The 17,917-nt window shown below is 70.2% G+C and carries 9 protein-coding genes and 1 pseudogene; 8 read left to right on the top strand and 2 right to left on the bottom strand.

The features are described 5' to 3' along the window. The 7 genes from ABTZ94_RS28050 to ABTZ94_RS28020 all read left to right on the top strand — a co-directional run. The coding region (locus ABTZ94_RS28050) for a carbohydrate ABC transporter permease (RefSeq protein ID WP_351204667.1) at positions 1-962 on the top strand (962 nt) is incomplete at its 5' end. After that, complete coding sequence (locus ABTZ94_RS28045) at positions 959-1,852, top strand: sugar ABC transporter permease (RefSeq protein ID WP_351204665.1); 894 nt, start codon at positions 959-961, stop codon at positions 1,850-1,852. The genes ABTZ94_RS28050 and ABTZ94_RS28045, both read left to right, overlap by 4 nt. Positions 1,853-1,953: 101 nt before the next feature. Beyond that, positions 1,954-3,630, top strand: coding sequence for a glycoside hydrolase family 13 protein (locus ABTZ94_RS28040; protein WP_351204663.1), 1,677 nt, complete (start codon positions 1,954-1,956; stop codon positions 3,628-3,630). Beyond that, positions 3,615-4,673, top strand: coding sequence for a LacI family DNA-binding transcriptional regulator (locus tag ABTZ94_RS28035; protein WP_351204661.1), 1,059 nt, complete (start codon positions 3,615-3,617; stop codon positions 4,671-4,673). The genes ABTZ94_RS28040 and ABTZ94_RS28035 overlap by 16 nt, the downstream gene beginning before the upstream one ends. Before the next feature lie 413 nt (positions 4,674-5,086). Further along, complete coding sequence (locus ABTZ94_RS28030; RefSeq protein WP_351204659.1) at positions 5,087-6,793, top strand: carbohydrate-binding module family 20 domain-containing protein; 1,707 nt, start codon at positions 5,087-5,089, stop codon at positions 6,791-6,793. A 427-nt stretch (positions 6,794-7,220) separates the two neighbouring features. Further along, entirely contained in the window at positions 7,221-12,479 is a 5,259-nt protein-coding gene (gene pulA / locus ABTZ94_RS28025; protein ID WP_351204671.1) for a pullulanase-type alpha-1,6-glucosidase, read from the top strand. 144 nt (positions 12,480-12,623) lie between these two features. Next, entirely contained in the window at positions 12,624-14,660 is a 2,037-nt protein-coding gene (locus ABTZ94_RS28020) for an ATP-binding protein (RefSeq protein WP_351204657.1), read from the top strand. A gap of 144 nt (positions 14,661-14,804) precedes the next feature. Here the strand turns inward: ABTZ94_RS28020 and ABTZ94_RS28015 are convergent, their stop codons facing one another. Further along, positions 14,805-16,739 carry a hypothetical protein gene (locus ABTZ94_RS28015; protein WP_502967318.1) on the bottom strand — a complete coding sequence of 645 codons (1,935 nt, stop codon included), beginning with the start codon at positions 16,737-16,739 and terminating at the stop codon, positions 14,805-14,807. A gap of 60 nt (positions 16,740-16,799) precedes the next feature. Between ABTZ94_RS28015 and ABTZ94_RS28010 the strand changes: the two are divergent. After that, positions 16,800-17,144: pseudogene (locus tag ABTZ94_RS28010) on the top strand (MarR family winged helix-turn-helix transcriptional regulator); the annotation flags it as partial. A 239-nt stretch (positions 17,145-17,383) separates the two neighbouring features. On the opposite strand, the gene tnpA reads toward ABTZ94_RS28010, so the two are convergent. Further along, complete coding sequence (tnpA, locus tag ABTZ94_RS28005) at positions 17,384-17,812, bottom strand: IS200/IS605 family transposase (protein ID WP_351204669.1); 429 nt, start codon at positions 17,810-17,812, stop codon at positions 17,384-17,386. Positions 17,813-17,917 lie beyond the last annotated feature (105 nt).

The following is a 17,917-nucleotide window of genomic DNA, read 5'->3' as shown; positions in this document are numbered from 1 at the left end:
GCGGCCGGGGCCGCGGTACTGGCACCCCCCCGCCGCCGAGCAGGCTCCGGCGGGCTCTGTCGACCCACTGGTATGCCTGGACCATGGTCGCCCCGGTCGTCGTCGTGATCGGCGTGATCATCGGCTATCCGCTGGTCCGCGGTATCTACCTGTCGATGACCGATGCCAATGAGCGCAACGTCGAGCGGTCCATCGGTGTCAACCACTCGCCCGCCACGTACAAGTTCGTGGGCCTGGACAACTACACCGAGGCGATCACGGGCGATCAGTTCCTCGGCACGCTCGGGTGGACCCTGGTGTGGACGGTCTCCTGTGTGGCCATCACCTTCTCCCTCGGCATGGCCCTCGCCAACATCCTCAACCGCAGGATCGCCGGACGCTCCGCGTACCGGATGGCGCTCATCCTGCCCTGGGCCATCCCCGGTTTCGTCTCCGTCTTCGCCTGGCGCTTCCTCTACAACGAGGACCGCGGGCTGCTCAACAAGATCCTCTCCGGCGGCGGAATCGACGGCATCCCGTGGCTGAACGACCCCACCTGGGCGAAGTTCTCCGTCATCGCCGTCAACGTCTGGCTCGGCGTGCCGTTCATGATGGTCGCCCTGCTCGGCGGGCTGCAGTCGATCCCCAGCGAGCAGTACGAGGCCGCGGAGATGGACGGCGCCACCGCCTGGCAGCGGTTCCGCCACATCACGCTGCCCGGACTGCGACCGGTCTCCACCACGGTGATCCTGCTCTCCACCATCTGGACCTTCAACATGTTCCCGGTGATCTACCTGCTGACCCGCGGCGGACCCGGCGAAGCCACCCAGATCCTGGTCACCCAGGCGTACAAGTTCTCCTTCGAGATCAGCCCGCGCGACTTCGCGCAGTCCTCCACGTGGGGCGTACTGATCCTCGTACTCCTGCTGATCTTCGCCGCTGTCTACCGGCGAGTCCTGCGCACCCAGGGAGACGACTGGTGACCACCGCCCCCGCAACCACCGCCCCGGCGACCTCCGCACGGCACTCCGCGCGCAAGGTCCGGCTGCGCGGCGAGCGTTCGCCGATCGCCTCCGCCGGACTGCATCTCACGCTCATCGTCGCGTCCGTGATCGCCGTCTTCCCCGTGCTGTGGGTCCTGCTCACCTCGCTGAAGCCCGCCGCGTACGCGACCACCACGGACTTCTTCAAAGAGACGACGTTCGAGAACTACACGAAGCTGATCCAGGACACGAAGTTCCTGACCTGGTTCGGCAACTCCCTGCTCATCGCCGGGCTCACCACGCTGCTCGGCGTCATCGTCTCCGCCTCCACCGGCTACGCCGTCAGCCGCTTCCGCTTCCCCGGCAAGCGCGGGCTGATGTGGACGCTGCTGATCACCCAGATGTTCCCGGTCGCCGTCCTCATCGTGCCGATCTACAACATCATGTCGAGCATGGGGCTGCTGAATCAGCCCGCCGGCCTCGTCATCACCTACCTCACCATCTCGGTGCCGTTCTGTGCCTGGATGATGAAGGGTTTCTTCGACACCATCCCGCGCGAGATCGACGAGTCGGGGCAGGTCGACGGCCTCACCCCGTTCGGCACGTTCTGGCGGCTCATCCTGCCGCTCGCCAAGCCCGGCCTCGCCGTCACCGCGTTCTACTCCTTCATCACCGCGTGGGGCGAAGTGGCGTACGCCTCCGCCTTCATGGTCGGCGAGGACAACCTCACCCTCGCGGGCGGACTGCAGCTCTTCGTCAACCAGTACGGAGCCCAGTGGGGAGCGATGACCGCCGCGTCCGTGCTGATCGCGATACCCGCGGCCCTGGTCTTCCTCTTCGCCCAGCGCCATCTGGTCACCGGCATGTCCGCCGGAGCCGTCAAGGGCTGACGCAGCACGCCCCGTACGACCCGCACGCACCAAGTCACGGCGTCGCCGGTGTCCCGACCCGGTCCCGGCGGCGCTTCCCACCCAGACACCCCAGGGACGACATGACCCAGCACCTCGCTGCCCCCTCCACCGGCACGTCCGACGACGCTCCGGGCCACCAGACCGGCTGGTGGCAGGACGCGGTGATCTACCAGGTCTATCCGCGGAGCTTCGCCGACGGCAACGGCGACGGCATGGGCGATCTCGCAGGCGTACGGGACAGACTTCCGTACCTCAAGGCCCTCGGCGTCGACGCGGTCTGGCTCAGCCCGTTCTACGCGTCGCCGCAGGCCGACGCGGGCTACGACGTCTCCGACTACCGCGCCATCGACCCGATGTTCGGCACCCTGCTGGACGCCGACGCGCTGATCCGGGACGCCCACGACCTGGGCCTGCGGATCATCGTCGACCTGGTGCCCAATCACTCCTCCGACCAGCACGAGTGGTTCAAGCGCGCCCTCGCCGAGGGCCCCGGCTCCGCGCTGCGCGAGCGCTACCACTTCCGCCCCGGCAAGGGCACGGACGGCGAACTCCCGCCCAACGACTGGGAGTCCATCTTCGGCGGCCCCGCCTGGACCAGGACCACCGACCCGGACGGTAACCCGGGCGACTGGTACCTCCACCTCTTCGCGCCCGAGCAGCCCGACTTCAACTGGGAACACCCGGCCGTCGCCGACGAGTTCCGCTCGATCCTGCGCTTCTGGCTCGACATGGGCGTAGACGGCTTCCGGGTCGACGTCGCCCACGGCCTCGTCAAGGCCGAGGGCCTGCCCGACCTCGGCACCCACGACCAGCTCAAGCTGCTCGGCAACGACGTCATGCCGTTCTTCGACCAGGACGGGGTCCACGAGATCTACCGCTCCTGGCGCATCATCCTCGACGAGTACCCCGGCGAGCGCATCGCCGTCGCCGAGGCCTGGACCCCCACCGTCGAGCGCACCGCCAACTATGTGCGCCACGACGAGATGCACCAGGCGTTCAACTTCCAGTACCTGTCCACCGCCTGGGACGCCGCCGAGCTCCGCAAGGTCATCGACACTTCGCTGGACGCGATGCGCCCGGTCGGCGCCCCCACCACCTGGGTGCTCTCCAACCACGACGTCACGCGGCACGCCACCCGGTTCGCCAACCCGCCCGGCCTCGGCACCCAGATCCGTAACGCCGGCGACCGCGAGCTGGGCCTGCGCCGGGCCCGTGCCGCCACCCTGCTGATGCTGGCGCTGCCCGGCTCCGCGTACGTGTACCAGGGCGAGGAGCTCGGCCTGCCCGACGTCACCGATCTGCCCGACGAGGTCCGCCAGGACCCGTCGTTCTTCCGCGCGGAGGGCCAGGACGGCTTCCGCGACGGCTGCCGGGTGCCGATCCCGTGGACCCGCGACGGCAGCTCGTACGGCTTCGGCAGCGGCGGCAGCTGGCTGCCCCAGCCCGACAGCTGGGGCGGGCTGAGCGTCGAGGCGCAGACCGGCGATGCCACCTCCACGCTGGAGCTGTACCGGGCCGCGATCGCCGCCCGCCGGGTGCACCCGGGGCTCGGCGCCGGCACCTCGGTGGAGTGGCTCCAGGCCCCCGAGGGGCTGCTGATCTTCGCCCGCCCCGGCTTCGTCTGCACCGTCAACACGACAGGCCGCCCGGTGCGCATCCCCGTACGCGGCACCGTCCTGCTGTCCAGCACCCCGGTCGCCGCCGACGGCGCCGAGATCGAGCTGCCCGCGGACACCACGGTGTGGTGGACGGTGTGACCGTCCCTGCGCCCAGGGCCGGTGGTGCGCCGACGCTCTCGGACATCGCCGGCCAGGCAGCGGTCAGCGAGGCGACCGTCAGCCGGGTGCTCAACGGGAAACCGGGCGTCGCGGACACCACGCGTCAGCGGGTGCTCGCGGCGCTGGACATCCTGGGCTACGAACGCCCCGTACGGCTGCGCCGGCGCAGCGCCGGGCTGATCGGACTCGTGACGCCCGAGCTCACCAACCCGATCTTCCCGGCGTTCGCGCAGTCCGTCGAACAGATACTGGCCGGGCACGGCTACACCCCGGTGCTCTGCACCCAGACACCCGGCGGCGCCACCGAGGACGAGCTCGTCGAGCAACTCGTCGACCGCAGCGTCGGTGGCATCGTCTTCCTCTCCGGACTGCACGCCGACCTGTCGGCCGACCCGGCCAGGTACGCCGCGCTCACCGAGCGCGGCGTACCTTTCGTCCTGATCAACGGATACAACGAACGGATCAGCGCCCCGTTCGTCTCACCCGACGACTGTGCCGCCGTACGGATGGCCGTCGGGCACCTCGCCGATCTCGGCCACCGCAGGGTCGGCCTGGCCGTCGGGCCGCAGCGCTATGTGCCCTCCCGCCGCAAGCGGGAGGGCTACATCGAGGCCGCCGTGAACCTGCTGGGTCTGGACCGCGCCGGGGCCGAACTCCTCGTCGCCTCCGCACTGTTCGGCGTCGAGGGCGGCCAGGTCGCGGCCGGTGCACTGCTCGACCAGGGGTGCACGGGCATCGTCTGCGGCAGCGACCTGATGGCGCTGGGCGTGGTGCGCGCGGCCCGGCAGCGCGGGCTCGACGTGCCGCGCGATGTGTCGGTGGTGGGTTTCGACGACTCGCAGCTGATCGCGTTCACCGATCCGCCGCTGACGACGGTGCGTCAGCCCGTACAGGCGATGGCGGCGGCCGCGGTGGGCGCTCTGCTGGAGGAGATCGGCGGCAGCCCCGTGCAGCGTACGGAGTATGTGTTCCAGCCGGAGCTGGTGGTACGGGGGTCCACCAGCGCGGTCCGCGGCGTCTGAGGCCAGGCCCGAAGGTGTCGGGGCGTACAGGAGAGGCACCAGGAGTCGGCCCTGAATGGGCCGGCGGGGAGTGAGTGACTCCGGGTGCCTCTCTTGTCCGTGACGGGCCCGGCCGGCCGGGCGCGTGGGGTCCGGGGTCACCGGAACCCCCGGCCGACCGGACCGGAGTCGGGAGAAACTTAACAGCGTTGCAATGTTTTGCGTAAGACCTTGCAGGAAGAAAACTGCTGGATTTCGTGGATGTGAGCGGGCGGTGTCCAAAGGGTTGACCGAGGCCGGACGGACTCGTACGGTCTCCAGCGCGGCAAGGTTTGCATTCTTGCAGCAAGAACCTTCAGGAGCCTTGAAGGCAGGGCGCGTTGCCACGTGAGGCTGCACCGTCACCCGCATTTCCCCCCACAGCAGGAGGAAACATGGCACGCAGGTCACTGTCTGCGGCGCTCGCCCTGATAGCAGGCGCGGCCGCCCTCGTGGCCCCCACCACGACCGCCCAGGCCTCCACCCCGGGCAACAAGGACGTCACCGCCGTTCTCTTCGAGTGGAAGTTCGACTCCGTTGCCAAGGCTTGCAGGGACTCCCTCGGCCCGGCCGGCTACGGCTACGTACAGGTCTCGCCGCCCCAGGAACACATCCAGGGCGGCCAGTGGTGGACCTCGTACCAGCCGGTCAGCTACAAGATCGCCGGACGGCTCGGCGACCGCGCCTCCTTCGCCAACATGGTCAGCACCTGCCACAGCGCGGGCGTCAAGGTCGTCGCCGACTCCGTCATCAACCACATGTCGGCAGGATCGGGCACCGGCACCGGCGGCTCCTCGTACACCAAGTACAGCTACCCCGGCGTGTACTCCGCGGCCGACATGGACGACTGCACCGCGCAGATCAGCAACTACCAGGACCGGGCCAACGTCCAGAACTGCGAACTCGTCGGCCTCGCCGACCTGGACACCGGTGAGGACTACGTCCGCGGCAGGATCGCCGCATACCTCGACGACCTGCTCTCCCTCGGCGTCGACGGTTTCCGCATCGACGCCGCCAAGCACATGCCCGCGGCCGACCTCGCGGGCATCAAGTCGCGGCTGGGCAACCCCAACGTCTACTGGAAGCAGGAGGCGATCCACGGGGCGGGCGAGGCCGTCTCGCCCGACGAGTACACCGGCACGGGGGACGTCCAGGAGTTCCGCTACGCCCGCGGCCTCAAGCAGGTCTTCAACAACGAGAACCTCGCCCACCTGAAGAACTTCGGCGACGGCTGGGGCTTCATGCCGTCGTCGAAGGCCGCGGTCTTCGTCGACAACCACGACACCGAGCGCGGCGGCGACACACTCAACTACAAGGACGGCGCGAACTACACGCTCGCCAGTGTCTTCATGCTGGCCTGGCCGTACGGCTCGCCCGACGTCCACTCCGGCTACGAGTGGACCGACAAGGACGCCGGTCCGCCGAGCGGCGGCACGGTGAACGCCTGTTACAGCGACGGCTGGAAGTGCCAGCACGCCTGGCGCGAGATCTCCTCCATGGTCGGCTTCCGCAACACCGCACGCGGCGAGTTGGTCACCGACTGGTGGGACAACGGCGGCGACCGGATCGCGTTCGGCCGCGGATCCAAGGCGTATGTCGCGATCAACCACGAGGGCTCCTCACTGACCCGTACGTTCCAGACGTCGCTGCCCGCCGGTGACTACTGCGACATCCAGTCCGGCAACGGCGTCACGGTCAACGGCTCCGGCCAGTTCACCGCGACGCTCGGCGCCAACACGGCCCTCGCGCTCCAGGTGAACGCCCGTACCTGCGGGGGCGGCGGCGCCACGGACCCGGGTACCAGCACCTCCGGCGCCTCGTTCGGCGTCAACGCCACCACACAGCCGGGCCAGAACATCTACGTCACCGGAAATCAGGCCGCCCTCGGCAGCTGGAACACCGGCAGTGCGCTGAAGCTCGCCCCGGCCACGTACCCGGTCTGGAAGCTCGATGTGAACATGCCTGCCGGTACGTCGTTCGAGTACAAGTACCTCCGCAAGGACGCGAGCGGCAACGTCACCTGGGAGAGCGGAGCGAACCGCACCGCAAAGGTTCCGCCCTCCGGCAAAGCCATGCTGACCAGCGACGTCTGGCGGAGCTGACCACGTCACCCCGGTGCGGCCGCCGACCGGGAGCCGGTGCCGCACCGGGGCCTCTTTCCGGGCGACGCGGTCTCGTCCGACACGGTGAGTGAACCTACTGCGTCACCCTGCGGGGGCCGCCCCGATACGTCCCCCGGCGCACCGGCCGACAAGACGTGGGCGCCCGGCACGCAGGCCGCCGGGCGCCCAGGGGCGGGGGGCTACCAGGGTGATTCCCCGCAGGACGACGCAGTAACAGGACGGACGGCTTGCCCGCGGTGGCGGGCGAGTCCGCGTCTTTTGATCAGACGCGTGGTGGGGCCCCGACCCACCCCGCCATCCAACCAGTCCGCCCACCCCGAGAACCCCACCCGCACACAAGGAGACCCCGCCCGTGTCCCGTTCCACCCTCAGACGGGGAGTCGTCGCCGCACTCTGTGTGGCGCTCATGCCCGTCGTACCGGCGGCATCCGCGTCCGCCGCGCCGCCACCTCCGGGACCGCCCTCGGACGCCCGGCTGGCCGCCGAGCCCGCCCGTCACGATCTGACGCGTGAGCAGTTCTACTTCGTCATGCCCGACCGGTTCGCCGACGGCGACACCTCCAACGACCGCGGCGGGCTCACCGGATCACGCCTGGAGACCGGCTACGACCCCACGGACAAGGGCTTCTACCAGGGCGGCGACCTCAAGGGCCTGACCGAGCGGCTCGACTACATCAAGGGCCTCGGCACCACCGCCATCTGGCTCGCCCCCATCTTCAAGAACCGCCCCGTCCAGGGCACGGGGAAGGACGCTTCGGCCGGCTACCACGGCTACTGGATCACCGACTTCACCCAGGTCGACCCACACTTCGGCACCAACGCCGACCTGTCGAAACTGATCGACAAGGCCCACGGCAAGGGCATGAAGGTCTTCTTCGACGTCATCACCAACCACACCGCGGACACCGTCGACTACGCCGAGAAGACCTACGGCTACCGGCCGAAGGGCGCCTACCCGTACCTCGACAAGGACGGCCGCCCGTTCGACGACAGCAAGGGCCTGGCGAAGGTGGACGCGGACTCGTTCCCGTACACACCGAAGAACACGGGGAGCAAGGTCCCGGCCTGGCTCAACGACCCGACGATGTACCACAACCGCGGCGATTCGACCTACGCCGGTGAGTCCACCACGTACGGCGACTTCTCCGGGCTCGACGACCTGTGGACCGAGCGGCCCGAGGTCGTCTCCGGCATGGAGAAGATCTACGAGAAGTGGGTCCGGGACTTCGATATCGACGGCTTCCGGATCGACACCGTCAAACACGTCGACCTGGACTTCTGGACCCAGTGGGCGACGGCGCTGGACGCCTACGCCGCCAAGCAGGGGCGCAAGGACTTCTTCATGTTCGGCGAGGTCTACTCCGCCGACACCGCGATCACCTCGCCCTACGTCACCCGGGGCCGGCTCGACGCGACGCTCGACTTCCCGTTCCAGGAAGCGGCCCGCCAGTACGCCTCGCAGGGCGCCCCGGCCTCGAAACTCGCCGCCGTCTTCGGCGACGACTACCGGTACACCACCGACAAGGCCAATGCCTACGAGCAGGTCACCTTCCTCGGCAACCACGACATGGGCCGCATCGGCTCGTTCCTCAAGCAGGACAACCCGAAGGCCGATGACGCGGAACTCGTCAAGCGCGCCCAGCTCGCCAACGAGCTGATGTTCCTCAGCCGCGGCAACCCCGTCGTCTACTACGGCGACGAGCAGGGCTTCACCGGCGCGGGCGGCGACAAGGACGCCCGCCAGACCATGTTCGCGTCGAAGACCGCCGACTACCTCGACGACGACGAGCTGGGCACCGACCGCACCCACGCCTTTGACGCGTACGACACGAAGCACCCGCTCTACCGGAGCATCGCCGCGCTCTCCGAGCTGACCAGGAAGAACCCGGCGCTGCGCAATGGCGTCCAGACCGAGCGCTACGCGCAAGGGTCCGTGTACGCCTTCTCCCGTACGGACCCGGAGCAGGGGTACGAGTACGTCGTAGCCACGAACAACGGCAGCGAGGCCAGGACGGCCGAGCTCGCGACGGCCTCGGCGGGAATGAACTTCCGTACGATCCAGGGTGGTTCGGCCGCGCCCCGTAGCGGCGCCGACAAGAAGATCACCGTCACCGTGCCGGCCCTCTCCAGCGTGGTGCTGCGCGCCGAGAAGCCCCTGGCCGCCCCGGCCGCCAAGCCCTCGATCACCCTGAAGGCGCCCGCCGCCGGAGCCACCGGCACCGTGGAGATCACCGCCGACACCGATGGCGGCGGGCTCAACCGGGTCGTCTTCGCAGCCCAGACGGGCAACGGCAAGTGGGTCACCCTCGGCTCGGCCGACCACGCCCCGTACAAGGTCACCCAGACCGTGGGCGAAACGGTGCCCGCCGGAACCCCCCTTCGCTACAAGGCGGTTGTCGTCGACCGCGCCGGCCGCACCGCGAGCGCCCTCGCCTCGTCCACCGCAGGCCACGCACCCGCTGCCGAGAAGCCCGTCGCAGTCGAGCGCGACTACGCCGTCGTCCACTACAAGCGTGCGGACGGCGACTACGACGGCTGGCAGGTCAAGTCCGGCGACACGACAGCCGACTTCACCGGGCGGGACGCCTACGGCGCCTTCGCCTGGATCAAGCTCGATGAGGACGCCACCTCCGTCCCGTACACCGTGGAGAAGTCCGGCACCGCCGACGGTCCGCAGCGCACCGTCGAACTCGCGAAGACAGGACAGGTCTGGATCGAGCAGGGCAAGGACGGCCAGGCCGACGAGGCCCCCGACGGCGCCTACCCGCCGCAGGACACCACAAAGGCCGTACTGCACTACTACCGGGCCGACGGCGACTACGACGGCTGGGGACTGCACACCTGGACCGGAGCCAAGGACCCCACCGACTGGGCCAAGCCGCTCCAGCCGGTGAAGAAGGACGCCTCCGGCCTCACCTTCGAGGTGCCGCTCACCGACGGTGCCGCCTCGCTCAGCTACATCCTGCACAAGGGTGACGAGAAGGACCTGCCGAGCGACCAGTCGCTCGACATCGCCACCTACGGGCACGAGGTCTGGATGCTCGGCTCCACGCCCGGCTATCTGCTGCCGCAGACCGGCGGTATGCCCACCCCCGACCTCACCAAGGCCGAGGCGCAGTGGATCGACTCCGACACCGTCGTATGGAAGGTGAAGGCGACCGAAGCCACCAGCCAGCAGCTCGTCCACGCACCGGGCGGCGGCATCTCCGTCGTCGACGGTGCGCTCTCCGACGAAGGGCAGTGGCTGCGGCTCGCACCGTCCGCGCTGACCGACGCGCAGAAGACGAAGTACCCGCACCTCAAGAACTATCCGGCGTTCACCGTGGACGTCCGCGACCGGGACAGGGTGCGCGAGGCGCTGCGCGGCCAGCTGATCGCCACCCAGCGCGCCGCCAACGGTGCGCTGCTCGCCGCCACCGGCGTACAGAGCGCGGGCGTGCTCGACGACCTCTACGGGAAGAACGCGGCCACCGCCGCGCTCGGCCCGGTCTTCGACCACGGCCGCCCCACGCTGTCCGTCTGGGCACCCACCGCCCGTACCGTCGCCCTCGAACTCGACGGCCGTAGCGTCCCGATGCGCCGCGACGACCGCACGGGCATCTGGTCCGTCACGGGCACGAAGAAGTGGACGGGCAAGCCCTACCGCTATGTGGTGGACGTCTGGGCACCCACCGCCCAGAAGATCGTCACCAACAAGGTCACGGACCCCTACTCCACCGCCCTGACCACGGACTCCGCGCGCAGCCTCGTGGTCGACCTCGATGACCCGGGCCTCGCGCCGAAGGGCTGGTCCGGGCTGAGGAAGCCCGCCCCCGTCCCGCTGCGCGACGCCCGGATCCAGGAGCTGCACATCCGCGACTTCTCGATCGCGGACCGCACCTCGAAGCACCCCGGCGAATACCTCGCCTTCACCGACACCCGCTCCGACGGGATGAAGCACCTCGAGCAGCTCGCGAATTCCGGTACCGGTTACGTCCATCTGCTGCCCGCCTTCGACATCGGCACCATTCCCGAGAAGAAGTCTGCCCAGCAGAAGCCGGCCTGCGAACTGTCCGTGTACGCCCCCGACTCCGAGGAGCAGCAGGCCTGCGTGGCGAAGGCCGCGGCGCAGGACGGGTTCAACTGGGGCTACGACCCGCTGCACTACACCGTCCCGGAGGGTTCGTACGCCTCCGACCCGAACGGCACGCGGCGCACCGTCGAGTTCCGGCAGATGGTGCAGGGGCTGAACGGTGCGGGTCTGCGGACCGTCATGGACGTCGTCTACAACCACACCGTGGCCTCCGGCCAGGACGACAAGTCCGTGCTCGACAGGATCGTGCCCGGCTACTACCAGCGGCTGCTGGAGGACGGCACCGTCGCCACCTCCACCTGCTGCGCCAACACCGCACCCGAGAACACCATGATGGGCAAGCTCGTCGTGGACTCGGTCGTCACCTGGGCCAAGGAGTACAAGGTCGACGGCTTCCGCTTCGACCTGATGGGCCACCACCCCAAGGCCAACATCCTCGCCGTCCGCAAGGCGCTCGACGCGCTGACCGTGGCCAAGGACGGCGTCGACGGGAAGAAGATCATCCTGTACGGGGAGGGCTGGAACTTCGGCGAGATCGCCGACGACGCCCGCTTCGTCCAGGCCACTCAGAAGAACATGGCCGGCACCGGCATCTCCACCTTCTCCGACCGGTCCCGCGACGCCGTCCGCGGCGGCAGCCCCTTCGACGAGGACCCGGGTGTGCAGGGCTTCGCCACCGGCCTCTTCACCGACCCCAACACCTCGAGTGCCAATGGCACGAAGGCCGAACAGAAGGCCCGGCTGCTCCACTACCAGGACCTGATCAAGGTCGGCCTCACCGGCAACCTCGCCGACTACACCTTCACCGACTCCTCGGGCCGTACGGTCAAGGGTTCCGGCGTCGACTACAACGGCGCCCCGGCCGGATACGCCGCGGTCCCCGGCGACGCCCTCGCCTACGCGGACGCCCACGACAACGAGTCGCTGTACGACGCGCTCGCCTTCAAGCTCCCGGCGGGCAGATCAGCGGCGGACCGGGCCCGTATGCAGGTCCTGGCGATGGCGACGGCCACCCTCTCACAGGGGCCCTCGCTCTCCCAGGCGGGCACCGACCTGCTGCGCTCCAAGTCCCTGGACCGCAACTCGTACGACAGCGGCGACTGGTTCAACGCCCTGCACTGGGACTGCCGCGACGGCAACGGCTTCGGCCGCGGACTGCCCCCGGCCGCCGACAACGAGTCCAAGTGGCCCTATGCCAGGCCGCTGCTGACCGGGGCCGCGCTCAGCCCCGGCTGCGCACAGATCAACGGCGCGTCCGCCGCGTACCAGGACCTGCTCACCATCCGCTCCACGGAGAAGGACTTCGACCTCTCCACCACCGAGCAGGTGCAGTCCGCCCTGTCCTTCCCGCTCTCCGGGAAGGCCGAGACACCGGGTGTGATCACCATGAGGCTCGGAAAGCTGGTGGTCGTCCTCAACGCGACCCCCGGCACCGAGACCCAGAAGATCGCCGGCCTGGCGGGGAGGCAGTACGCCCTGCATCCCGTCCAGATTGCGGGCGCGGATCCTACCGTCAAGAAGTCGACGTACGAGAGGAGTTCGGGAAGCTTCACCGTTCCGGGGCGCACGGTGGCGGTGTTTTCCCTGAGCTGAGCCGTACGGGGATAGGCTGAGGGCCCTCCCACCTCCCGGCCGGTCCCGGCCCCTTTCCGGTACTCCAGGCGTCCTCCCATGCCTGCGCAGTACGGGAATCAGGGGCCGGGACCGGCCGGTCCACCTGTTTCAGCGACGGTGACCATGGCGAGCAATATCCCCGAGGAGACAACGAGCTTTGTCGGACGGAAAGCGGAACTTGCCAGGCTCGAACACACCCTCGCCGCGCACCGGCTGACCACACTCACCGGCACCGGCGGTGTCGGCAAGACCAGGCTCGCGGTCCGCGCGGCCCGGCACGCGGCGCCCGCACACCGCGACGGCGCCTGGTGGGCGGATCTCTCACCGCTCCACGACGACGGACTGCTCATCGCGACCGTCTCCGACGCGGTCGGGCTCTGCGACCACACCCTGCGCATGCCCATCGACGCGCTGTGCGAATGGCTCGTCGACAAGGAACTGCTGCTTGTCCTCGACTCGTGCGAGCATCTGCGCCACGCGTGCGCGCATCTGCTCGGCGAGATTCTCACCACGTCACCCGGCCTCACGGTGCTCGCCACCAGTCGGCAGCCGCTGGGCATCAAGGGCGAGCAACTTGTCGAGGTGGAACCGCTGCCCGTCGAGGGCGCGGCCGACGCACTGACGCTGTTCCGGGACCGGGCAGCCGTGGTGGCCCCCCGGCTCGCCCTCGACGCGCCGGGTAACGCCGAGGCCGCCGCCGAGATCTGCCACCGCCTCGAAGGCATTCCGCTCGCCATCGAACTCGCGGCGGGAGCGCTCGTCCGGGACACCGTCGAGCAGGTCGCCGTACGGATCGGCTCCCGCTTCGACGTACCGACCGACGAATCGCTCCGGCTGCCGCGCCATCGCACCCTGCGCACCGCCATCGGCTGGAGCCACGAGCTGTGCACCCCGCTGGAACGGCTGCTCTGGGCCCGGCTGACCGTCCTGCGCGGCGACTTCGACGAGGCCGCGGCCCGCGAGGTCTGCGCCGAGGGGCCGCTCACCGAGGACGGTGTGGCCGAGGCACTGAACGGCCTGGTCGCCAAGTCGGTCGTCGGACGGGACGGCGTACGGCACCGCATGCTCGACACCATCCGCGAGTACGGACGGATGTGGCTCGCCGAGCTCGGCGAGGAACGGGCCGCCGCCGACCGGCACGCCGCCTGCTTCCTCGGCCTGGCCCGCCACGCCCACGCGGGCTGGACCGGCGACGAACAGATCATCTGGTACCACCGCATCGCCGAGTCGCACGCCGACCTGTGTGCCGCGCTCGACCATCTGCTGGCCCATGACACCGGGGCCGCCCAGGAGATGGCGGGCCGGATCGGCTTCTTCTGGTGCTGCTGCGGCCATCTGCCACAGACCCGCGAATACGCCCGGCGCGCCCTGGACGCCGGACCGGCCGAGGGCCCCCACCGCACCCGCGCCCTGTGGGTGCTGGGCATGACCGTCATGCTCCAGGGCGACTATCCGACCGCCCGGCGCCTGGGCAGGGAGTGCACCAGGGCGGCGGCCCGCGACGGGGCCGACGAAGGCATCCTCGCCGCCGCCTATCTGTGCGGCCTCACCCATCTGATGACTGGCCACCCCGAGGCGAGCCTCCGCCGGATCGACCGGGTACTGCGCACCACCGACGCCGCCACCCCGCTCGAATCGGCCTACCGGCTGCGCTGCCACCTCATCACCGTCTTCGCCCTGACCAGCCTGGGACGGCTGGACGAGGCGGCGGAGGCGGCCATGGTCCTGCGCGCGGCCTGCGAAGCCGAGGACGAGTGCTGGACCCGCAGTTACGTCGACTACCAACTCGCCCTGATCGCCCTGCTGCAGGGCGACGCCGACGCCTCCGCCGCCCACGCCCGCTCAATGCTCGCGGGCAAGCACCGCCTGAGGGACCGCTTCGGCATCGCGCTCGGCCTGGACATCCTGGCCGCGGCGATCGCCGCCCAGGGCGCGGGTGCCCGCGCTGCCCGGGTGTACGGCACGGGACAGGTGTACTGGCGCATGGTCGGCTATCCGCAACGCGGCACCCCGGAACTGGGCCCGCTGCGTGAGGCCTGCGAACGCCTGGCCCGCGCGGCCGTCGGCGACGCCGCCTACCAGCGCGCCTTCGAAAAGGGCCGGGCGGACAACGCGGAGGTGGGCCTCGCGGCCGCGCTCCAGGGCGAACTGCTCGCGTAGAGCCTCCGCGGCGGCAGTCGGTCCCACCGGAACGACCAGGCGCGACGCCCCGGCGGACGCTGCGAGCTGCGCCACCCGCTCGGCGTCCTCCGCGAGGGAACAGAGGCGTGCGGCGAATTTCTGACAGCTGGGCAAGCCCGGATGTCAGCGCAGGGCGCCCACCCGACTGCCGTCCGTCAGCGTCCCGTTCAGCCGCGCCCGGTCGCCCGCCCTGGCCGGTACGGCGAGCAGGCGGCTGTCGGACCGCCCCTCCACCCCGCCCGACGTGGTCAGCGAGGCGAACTGCTTGCTGCCCGCGGCCAGTACGTACCAGCGTCCGCCGTGCGACTTCCACAGCACCCCGGCCAGCACCCGCGGATCGCGCATCCCGCAGGCCGGCGAGTCCTCGGCCCGGGCCGCGACCGCCCCGGGCGGGCCGCCTGTCGCGACGGACGGTGCCGACGGGGCCTGGAACTGGGCGAGGACCCGGCTTCCGGTGCCGCGCCAGGTCTCCGCCCTGGTGCAGAGCCAGCGCGCGGTGCCGTTGTCCTCGGGCAGCCACTGCTCGGCGTACTGCCAGGAGTTCACCGACCGTACGCCGTGCGAACGGACCGCGGGCAGCAGGCAGGCGGTCCGCGCCCAACTGTCCCGCTCCGCCCGCCCGGAAACGTCGTGCGGTGCGGACGGCGGGCCCGATGTCAGCCGGGCGGGGGTCAGCTCGCCGAGGTCCGTCATCAGACGGGTCGCCGAGCCGTCGCGCAGCTCGATCGCGTCCCAGGTGCGACAGCTCCGGGCCGTCGCCGGGCTGGTCAGCGCCGCGGTCACGCCGTCGGGGGTGCGGTGCAGGGGGCGCGGTGCGCTGCCCGGCGCGAGCAGGTTCCGTACCGAGACCGTACGCACCCAGGGCGCGGTGAGGTAGCGGACACGGCCGCGCGTACGGCCCGCGATCAGGGCGCCCGCCGAGGCCATGTCCGCACCGTCGACCCGCGTGAAGTCGAGCACCACGCCCCCGGACGGAGCGGCGTCACGCGGCTCCGCGTACCGCACGATGCGCAGCCCGTCGTAGAACAGCACCACCGTCGCCCGGTCCACCCCTCCCGCGTACAGCAGTTGCGGCGCACCCATCGGAGGCCCCGCAGGCGTCCTCGGAGTCGCCGACGCACGTACCGCGCCGTCCGGGTGCGCCCATACGGTGAGCGCTCGGCGCAGCAGCCGGGTGTCTTTGGCGCGGTCGCCACGGGTGGGCCAGGAGGTGAAGTCGGTACGGGGCGAGCGCCGCCAGAACGTCGCCGACACCCGGTGCAACGCGCCCGGATCCAGGGCCCGTTCGGCGGCGGCACTACGGGCGTACGGCGATGCGGACGAAGCGCCGCGCCCCCAGCCGTTGTCCGGCAGCCCGAGCAGCGCCCCGCACACCAGCAGCGCCGCCACGGCCGCCAGGGCCGCCTTCGTGTGCTGTCTGCGGCGCAGCAGATCCGGTGGGCGGGCCTGGAGCGAACAGGGGTCGAACTCCGGGGAGCCGAGCAGCGCGTACGGCGCCGAAACGCCCTCCGCCTCCGCGAGCGCCGCATGCGGGTCCGCCACCCCGGCAGCGGCGAGCGCCCGCCGCACCTCCGCATCGGGCAGCCGCTCCAGGCCGCGCAGCACACAGGCGGCGCGGGCCGGAGCGGAGAGGGCCGACAGGGCTTGGTCCAGGGCGAGTTCATCCGATCCGCCGGAACGCGGGAGCAGCCGCAGCCCCCACACCAGCGGGAGGAGGGGGGTCACCCGGGCGCGGCGCAGTGGACGGCCTGCCTCCAGCGCCCCACGCAGCACCCTGACGCGGACGTGCGCGTAGGACGGGTCCCCCACGACCGCACCGGTGGACCCGCGCGGTGGTGGGACACCGCCCTCGACCGCACACCCGGCCCGGCGCCCCGACAGCACGGCCCGCTGGGCCAGGGCGTGCGCCGTCAGAACACGGCGATGGCAGCCGAGGGACGCCGGCAGTACGAGATAGCCGAGCCGGACCAGTCGCGGATAGTGCTCGACGAGCGCGGCCCCGGCCTGTTCCACATCGGCCGGGGTGGCTGGGGAAGGTACCTCTGGCAGTGGGCGCACGTTCAACGGAACGAGCGAATCGTGCGATGGTCACCCCGGTGCGCTCATGTGCGATGCACCGGGCCCCCTCTCCAGGCCGTCGGCCGTGACGGTGCGACGGCCGGCGAGATCGGCCGACGGCTCGGGGTTTCCAAGCAGGCCGCCGGAAAGACCGTCGAGAAGCTCGAAGGCCTCGGGTACGTGGAGCGCGTCGACGATCTCCGGGACGGCCGGCGCAAGCTGGTCCGGCTGACTGCACGGGGCATCGACGTCCTGGTCAGATCGGCCGAGGGGTTCGACCGGCTGCACGCCGAGTGGGTCCGGGTGCTCGGTGCCGACCGGGTGCGTGCGATTAAGACCGATCTGCGCGCGATGGCGCCCGCGAGCGCGTTCCGGCTCGATGCGCCGGGGTGGTTCAACGACTGAGGCGGCCCAGCGCCTGAGCGCCGCTCCGTAACCTCTGTGGCCGCGCAACCTCACCAGCGGCGTTGCGCGGCCCTCGGCCGGAGGGAGCTCGGCTCAGCCCCGGTCCGACAGGCGCGGTGTTCAGCGTGCTCTTGCAAGGAACCCCGGCCCTTCAGGGCTCGGGAGGAATTGCATCCTGAGCCGGGCGGCGCGGAGCGCCGCCACATCGCTCCGGAATGCTCCCGCGGCGAGGGCCGCGCTCAGTCGGGCCGCTTCTGGTTTTCGATGTATTCCTTGACCGCTGCCAGTGGAGCGCCACCGCAGGAGGCGGCGAAGTAGGAGGGGGACCAGAAGTGGTCGCCCCACAGGTACTTGTGGACGTGGTCGGGGAACTCCTTGCGCAGGTAGTGGGCGGAGACGCCCTTGAGCGAGCCGACGAGGGCGGAGAGCTTGACCTGGGGCGGGTAGTGCACCAGCAGGTGGACGTGATCGGTCTCGCCGTTGAACTCGCGCAGCTCCGCATTGGCCTTCGCGCAGACCTCCCGCATCACCTCCTCACAGCGGGTCAGGACCTCACCGGTGAAGACGTGACGCCGGTACTTGGGGGTAAAGACCAGATGCACGTGGAGGGTGTGGATGACACTACGACCCCTGCGAACATCGGAGTTTTGTTCCCATCGAGGTGACATAGACACGATGCTAGTGTCTCGTGATGCTGTTTCCATCACTTTGAGTTGTTTGCGACGAGCTTCTTGATGTTGGTCTGGATGAGGCGGACCTTCGCCAGGATCTCG

Origin of the sequence: Streptomyces sp. NPDC002785, from assembly GCF_040295565.1 — a bacterium.
In the GTDB taxonomy this organism is placed as follows: domain Bacteria; phylum Actinomycetota; class Actinomycetes; order Streptomycetales; family Streptomycetaceae; genus Streptomyces.
This window is presented reverse-complemented; position numbering and strand designations above follow the sequence as displayed.